Below are 6,812 nucleotides of genomic sequence, written 5' to 3'. Positions count from 1 at the left end.
GGTTACGACGGTCGCGAAGCGGCGAGCCAGTGACATCCGTCTCGGCTGACACACCGCATTCGCGAGCAAGCTCACTCCTACCATTTCTTACCCGCTTCCAAAATCGGCGTCGAACGCAAGTCTCCTGTAGGAGCGTGGCTTGTCCCGCGATCGGCGGGGAACCCGTCGTATACCCGTTGCGGCACTGAGTCAGAGCCGGATTTGCTGCCGGTTCCCTGCAGATCGCGGGACAAGCCACGCTCCTACAGGTGCAGCGGCGCTTTCAAGCCACGCTCCTACGGGTGCCGCGACGCTTTAGCGCTTATGCACCCGCGCCCCCGCCGAATACGTTTCGCTTACGGTCCGGTCATCGCCCAGGGTCATCAACACAAACAACCGCTCTTCGATGCTCGTGGCCTGACTCATGCGGTAGGCCAGCAGCGGCGTGGCGTTGAAGTCGAGCACCACGAAGTCCGCTTCACTGCCCGGCTGCAGATTGCCGATCTTGTCTTCGAGCCGCAGCGCCCGTGCGCCGCCCAGTGTCGCCAGATACAGCGATTTGAACGGGCTCAGTTTGGCGCCTTGCAGCTGCATGACTTTGTACGCCTCGTTCAAGGTGTGCAGCAGTGAGAAGCTCGTCCCGGCGCCGATATCGGTGCCCAGGCCGACATTGACCTTGTGCCTTTCCGCCATCGGCAGATTGAACAAGCCACTGCCCAGAAAGAGATTGGAGGTCGGGCAGAAGGCGATGGCTGAGCCGGTTTCCGCCAGGCGTTCACACTCTTCGTCGCACAGGTGCACACCATGGGCGAACATCGAGCGCTCGCCGAGCAGGTTGAAATGGTCGTACACGTCCAGGTAGTTCTTGCGCTCCGGGAACAGCGCCTTGACCCATTCGACTTCCTTCAGGTTTTCACTGATATGCGTCTGCATGTACAGGTCGGGGTATTCATTCAGCAGCTGCCCGGCACGGGTCAATTGTTCAGGGGTGCTGGTCGGGGCGAAGCGCGGGGTCACGGCGTAATGCAGACGGCCCTTGCCATGCCAGCGTTCGATCAGCGCCTTGCTGTCGACGTAGCTGGATTCGGCGGTGTCCACCAGATAATCCGGCGCGTTGCGGTCCATCATCACCTTGCCGGCGATCAGGCGCAGATTGAGCTTCTCGGCGGCACTGAACAGCGCTTCCACCGACTCCTTGTGCCGACTGCCGAACACCAGTGCTGTGGTGGTGCCGTTGCGCAGCAATTCCTTGAGAAAGATGTCAGCCACCTGCGCCGAATGCTCAGGGTCTTCGAACTGCTTCTCGCAGGGAAACACGTAGGTATTCAGCCAGTCGAGTAACTGCTCGCCGTACGACCCGACCATGCCGGTCTGCGGCAAATGGATATGGGTGTCGATGAAACCGGCGGTGATCAGCGCGTCCTGATAGCTGACGATTTCGACGTCGTCGGCGAGGGTCTTCAGCAGGTCTTCGGCATTGCCGAGGGCGACGATCTTGCCGTTTTCGACCAGCATCAGGCCGTCTTCGAAATACTCGTACGACGCTTCCAGGGCCACTTCGGCAGGGTCGGCGATGCTGTGAATGATGGCGGCGCGGTAGGCCTTTTTGGCGTTGCTGATATCAAGGGTCATGTCAGTTGATCGTTCTTCCGGGATTCATTGGGCCTGGCTGCGGCGGGACACCGGCAGCAGCTTGGCGACAGGTTCGGCAGTGGTGCTTTGCTCGCCGAAATGAGCGTTGTAGGTGGCGATCACTTCGCCGGCGATGGACACGGCGATCTCCATGGGCAGCTTGCCTTTGACCTCGGTCAGGCCCATCGGGCAACGCATGCGCTGCAGCAGCGCGGCGTCGAAGCCACGATCACGCAGGCGATGCTCGAATTTCACACGCTTGGTTTTCGAGCCGATCAGGCCGAAATAGCTGAAATCCCCCCGCTTGAGAATGGCGGCGGTGAGTTCAAGGTCCAGTTGATGATTGTGGGTCATGACGATGCAATAGCTGCCGGCAGGGAGGTTATCCACTTCTTCGATGACGTCCTCGCTGAGGATCTGCGTCACGCCTTCCGGCAACTGCGCGGGAAATTCTGCTTCGCGAGAATCGATCCAGCGCACGCGGCAGGGCAGGCTGGCGAGCAACGGCACCAGCGCGCGACCGACGTGGCCGGCGCCGAAAACGGCAATGTGCGCCTGGGGCTGGCCCATGGGTTCGAACAGCAACACATTCACGCCGCCGCAGCACTGGCCCAGGCTGGCGCCGAGACTGAAGCGTTCCAGACGGGTTTGCTGGCTGCCGCTGGCGAGCATCTCCCGGGCGATTTCCATGGCCTTGTATTCCAGGTGCCCGCCGCCTATGGTGTCGAAGATGCGCCCGGCGCTGACGACCATTTTCGAGCCGGCATTGCGCGGCGTCGAGCCACGCTCCTCGATGATGGTCACCAGCACGCAGGCCTCGCCCTGCTGCTGCAAGTCGGCGAGGGCGCTGATCCAGTTATTCATTTGATTCTCCTGATCGGCGGGTTGGCAGATCAAACATCGTCATTGCCCGTGCCGGCCTCATCGCGAGCAAGCTCACTCCTACAGGGATCGCACTTGGACTGTAAGAGCGAGCTTGCTCGCGAAAGCGGCAGCACAGGTCGCCACTGTTTAATCGACGCGGAGCGTCTCGGGCTGCATTCCCACGCGGAGCGCGGGAACGATCTCGGCAGCGTTCTCGGCAGCTAACTCCGCATCCCGACGCAAAGCCCGCATCTGCTCGCACCCCCACAACACCCGTTCCGGGGTCGCCGGCGCGTCGATTTTCGGCTGATGCTTGTAATCGCCCAGACTTGCCACCGCATCCTTGATCGCGCACCACGCGGCGATGCCCAGCATGAACGGCGGCTCGCCCACGGCTTTGGAATGAAACACCGTGTCTTCCGGGTTCTTGCGGTTTTCCACCAGCTTCACGCGCAGGTCCGCCGGCATGTCCGCCACGGCCGGAATCTTGTAGCCGGCCGGTCCGTTGGTCATCAGCTTGCCCTTGTCGTTCCAGACCAGTTCCTCGGTGGTCAGCCAGCCCATCCCTTGAATGTAGCCGCCCTCGACCTGGCCGATGTCGATGGCCGGGTTTAGCGAGGCGCCGACGTCATGGAGAATGTCCGTGCGCAACATTTTGTATTCGCCGGTCAGGGTGTCGACCAGCACTTCGGTGCAGGCCGCGCCGAAAGCAAAGTAATAGAAGGGCCGGCCGCGCGCCTGGCTGCGGTCGTAGAAGATCTTCGGCGTCTTGTAATAGCCCGTGCTGGACAGCGACACCTGGCCCATCCACGCCTGCTGCGCCAGGGTGTCGAAGCTGATGACCTGCTCGCCGACCCTTACGTGGCCGTTGCGAAACTCGACCTGCGACTCGTCGCACTGGTAATGCTTCGCCGCGAATTCCACCAACCGCTGCTTGAGGATTTCCGCTGCATTCTGCGCGGCCTTGCCGTTCAGGTCAGCGCCGCTGGAAGCCGCCGTCGGCGACGTGTTCGGCACCTTGTCGGTGTTGGTCGCGGTGATCTGCACGCGATCGATGTCGACCTGAAACACCTCGGCCACCACTTGCGCCACTTTGACGTTCAGGCCCTGGCCCATCTCGGTGCCGCCGTGATTGAGATGGATGCTGCCGTCGGTGTAAATGTGGATGAGCGCGCCGGCCTGATTGAGGAAGCTGGCGGTGAAGGAAATGCCGAACTTGACCGGCGTCAAGGCCAGGCCTTTTTTCAGAATCGGGCTGTGGGCGTTGTAGGCCGTGATGGCTTTGCGCCGCTCGGCGTAGTCACTGCTTTCTTCCAGTTCGGCGGTCATTTCTTCGAGCATGTTGTGCTCGACCGTCTGGTAGTAGTGGGTGACGTTGCGCTCGGTCTTGCCGTAGTAGTTGGCCTTGCGCACCGCCAGCGGGTCCTTGCCCAGATGCCGGGCGATGGCGTCCATCACTTCTTCGATGGCGACCATCCCCTGGGGGCCGCCGAAACCGCGATAGGCTGTGTTCGACGCGGTGTTGGTCTTGCAGCGATGGCCATTGATGGTAGCGTCGCCCAGGTAATACGAATTGTCGGCATGGAACATCGCGCGGTCGACGATGGACGCGGACAGGTCCGGCGAATAACCGCAGTTGCCCGCCAGCTCCAGCTGAATGCCGTGCAGGCGTCCATCGTTGTCAAAGCCCACGTCGTACTCGACGTAAAACGGATGACGCTTGCCGGTCATCATCATGTCTTCCACGCGCGGCAGGCGCATCTTGGTCGGCTGACCGGTCAGGCGCGCAATCACTGCGCACAAGCACGCGGGGCTCGCGGCCTGGGTTTCCTTGCCGCCAAAGCCGCCGCCCATGCGGCGCATGTCGACGACGATCTTGTTCATCGACACATCCAGCACTTCGGCGACGAGCTTCTGCACTTCGGTCGGATTCTGCGTCGAGCAATAGACGATCATGCCGCCGTCTTCCGTGGGCATCACCGACGAAATCTGCGTCTCCAGGTAGAAGTGTTCCTGACCGCCGATGTGCAGCGTGCCCTGAATCCGGTGGGGAGCGGACGCCAGCGCCGTCGCCGAATCACCGCGCTGGTGGGTGTGGCTGTCGAGCACGAAGTGTTTGTCGCGATAGGCCTGGACGACGTCGAGCACCGGCTCCAGGTCTTCGTATTCGATGATCGCCGCCATTGCCGCCTTGCGTGCGGTCTCCAGATCCCGCGCGGCCACGGCAATCACCGGCTGACCGACGAACTCGACCGTGTCGATGGCCAGTAACGGATCGCCAGGCAGCAGCGGGCCGATGTCCTTGAGGCCGGGAATGTCTTCGTGGGTGATGGCGATGCGCACGCCGTCGAAGGCGTAGCAGGGCGCCACGTCGACGCGGACGATGCGCGCGTGGGCACGGTCGGACAGCCGCGCATACACGTGCAGCTGATTGGGGAATTCGAGACGGTCGTCGATGTAGATCGCTTCGCCGGAGACGTGCTTGTCGGCGCTGTCGTGTTTGACGCTGCGGCCGACGCCGGTGGTCAGGTCCTGTTGAAACAGGGCGACCATTTCTTCCTGGGACCTGGCTGAATGATGGTTAGACATAAGCTGTCACCCGCGTCTGGATGTGGGGCGTTTGCACTTCAATGAAGTATTTGCGCAGCAGGTTCTGCGCGCTGAGCAGGCGGTATTCCTTGCTCGCGCGGAAGTCTGTCAGCGGCGTGAAATCCTCGGCCAGTGCGGCGCAGGCGCGCTCGATGGTCGCCGATGTCCACGGCTGGCCGATCAGCGCCTGCTCGCAATGGGCCGCGCGTTTGGGGATCGCCGCCATCCCGCCAAAGGCTGCGCGGGCGTCGACGATGGCGCCGTTTTCGACGTGCACGCGGAACGCTGCGCACACCGCCGAGATGTCGTCGTCCAGCCGCTTGGAGACCTTGTACGCGCGAAACGTTTGCCGGGTGTTGGCGCGGGGCACGATGATGCGCTCGATGAACTCGCTTTCCTGGCGCACCGTCACGCGGTAATCAATGAAGTAGTCCTCCAGCGCCAGGGTGCGGGTCTGCTCGCCCTTGCGCAGTACGATCTTCGCGCCCAGTGCGATGAGCAGGGGCGGGGAGTCGCCAATCGGCGAAGCGTTGCCGATGTTGCCGCCGAGGGTGCCCTGATTGCGGATCTGCAGCGATGCAAAACGGTGCAGCAACTCACCGAAGTCCGGGTACTCGCGGCTCAACGCTTCGTAGCAATCGGTGAGCGCCGTGGCGGCGCCGATCTCGATGCGATCCTCGAAATGCTCAATCTTCTTCATCGCCGCGACGTTGCCGACGTAGATCATCACCGGCAGCGGGCGATGGAATTGCGTCACTTCAAGGGCCAGGTCGGTGCCGCCGGCCAGCAGCCGGGCTTGCGGGTAGGCATCGTAGAGATCAGCCAGATCGGCGACGGTCAGCGGCACCAGGCAACGCTTGTCGCCGCTGTTGAGCTCGCCGGTTTGCGTCGGTGCGATGGCCTTCAGGCGGGCGATGGTCTGAGCCTTCAGGGCGTCGAACTGGTCCGCTGGCGGTTGACTGCAGCTTTGCTCGGCCGCCGCGAGAATCGGGCGATAGCCGGTGCAGCGGCACAGGTTGCCGGCCAGGGCTTCGTGGGCCTGGGCGTGCCTTGTTTCGGGGGAAGCGGATTCAGCGCTGTTCTTTTGCAGTGCGAACAGCGACATGACGAAGCCCGGCGTACAGAAGCCGCACTGGGAACCATGGCAGTCGACCATCGCCTGCTGCACGCTGTGCAAGCGGCCCTGATGCTTGAGGTCTTCAACGCTGATCAATTGCTTGCCGTGCAGCGAGGCCACGAAGGTCAGGCAAGAATTGAGGCTGCGATAACTCAGTTGCTCCCGGCCCGCCGCGTCGGTGGTCAGCTCGCCAACGACCACGGTACACGCGCCACAATCGCCGCTGGCGCAGCCTTCTTTGGTGCCGGACTTGTGCAGGTGCTCGCGCAGGTAATTCAGCACCGTCACATTGGGGTCCAGCGCCTGCTCGGTTTTCAGCTCTTGGTTCAAGAGAAACTGGATCACGGGTCGCGCCTCGTTCTTGTCGTTAAAAAGCACTGGTCACAGGTGCCGGCGGAGGGGTCATCGAACATGTCGATGAATCTATCAGCTCTGACTATCGGGTCAATTAATATCTGACTCAAAGGTCAAGAAATTCATTATTTCCGGAAATTGCCGATAACCCGCCTGACGACGATGTTTAAAGACTGGGTGCTCATGATCAGAACATGTCCGTGTTTCTGCTTAATTCGTGCCAGTTTCCCCACTATGGCCCTGCGCCACAGACATGCAGTGCGATACACTGCGCCGC

Annotated in this window: 4 protein-coding genes; all 4 read right to left on the bottom strand. The window is 61.9% G+C overall.

Annotation, left to right across the window (positions count from 1 at the left end):
- Positions 1-294 precede the first annotated feature (294 nt).
- A complete protein-coding gene (gene guaD, locus BMY98_RS12255; protein WP_074889324.1) occupies positions 295-1,611 on the bottom strand; it encodes a guanine deaminase in 1,317 nt (438 codons plus the stop codon).
- A 24-nt stretch (positions 1,612-1,635) separates the two neighbouring features.
- Positions 1,636-2,475, bottom strand: a complete 840-nt coding sequence (gene xdhC, locus BMY98_RS12250; RefSeq protein ID WP_074889321.1) for a xanthine dehydrogenase accessory protein XdhC — start codon at positions 2,473-2,475, stop codon at positions 1,636-1,638.
- A 147-nt stretch (positions 2,476-2,622) separates the two neighbouring features.
- Positions 2,623-5,064: a xanthine dehydrogenase molybdopterin binding subunit gene (xdhB, locus tag BMY98_RS12245; RefSeq protein WP_074889318.1), complete on the bottom strand. Its 2,442-nt coding sequence runs from the start codon at positions 5,062-5,064 to the stop codon at positions 2,623-2,625.
- The gene (xdhA, locus tag BMY98_RS12240; RefSeq protein ID WP_074889316.1) at positions 5,057-6,526 is read right to left on the bottom strand and encodes a xanthine dehydrogenase small subunit; all 1,470 of its coding nucleotides are present in this window, start codon (positions 6,524-6,526) and stop codon (positions 5,057-5,059) included. Before xdhA ends, xdhB begins: the two co-directional genes overlap by 8 nt.
- Positions 6,527-6,812 lie beyond the last annotated feature (286 nt).

The sequence above is a fragment of the Pseudomonas graminis genome, assembly GCF_900111735.1.
GTDB lineage: Bacteria > Pseudomonadota > Gammaproteobacteria > Pseudomonadales > Pseudomonadaceae > Aquipseudomonas > Aquipseudomonas graminis.
Note: the sequence above shows the minus strand (reverse complement) of the source record. Positions and strands in the feature narration are given on the sequence as shown.